Genomic DNA, 400 nt, shown 5'->3' on the forward strand with positions numbered 1-400 from the left:
AATTGCTGCCGCTGGCGGCGTTCGCCGGCTCGCTGGTGACGACCATCATCCTCTACAGCATCGCGAGCCGCGCCGGGCGGACGTCGATTGCGATCTTCCTGCTGGCAGGAATTGCGATCGCAGCAATTGCGAATGCCGGCATCGGGCTTCTGGTGTTCATCGCCGATGACCGCCAGCTCCGCGACATTACGTTCTGGATGCTGGGCTCGATGAGCGGCGCGACCTGGAGCAAGATTGCCACGCTCGCGCCGGTGCTCGCCGTTGCGCTGGTCGCATGCCTGTCGATCGCGCGCGGGCTCGATGTGCTGGTGCTCGGCGAGGCCGAGGCGTTTCACAGCGGCGTCGACGTCGAGCGATTGAAGCGGATCTCCATCATCCTGGTTTCGGCCATGACCGGCGT

At 65.0% G+C, this 400-nt stretch carries 1 protein-coding gene; it reads left to right on the forward strand.

Translation table 11 applies throughout. The features are described from left to right. Positions 1-400, forward strand: a 400-nt coding sequence (locus I6F36_RS39250) for an iron chelate uptake ABC transporter family permease subunit (protein ID WP_225173324.1), incomplete at both ends; no start/stop codon positions are given.

It is taken from the genome of Bradyrhizobium sp. BRP19, assembly GCF_020194195.1.
Classification (GTDB): Bacteria; Pseudomonadota; Alphaproteobacteria; order Rhizobiales; family Xanthobacteraceae; genus Bradyrhizobium; species Bradyrhizobium yuanmingense.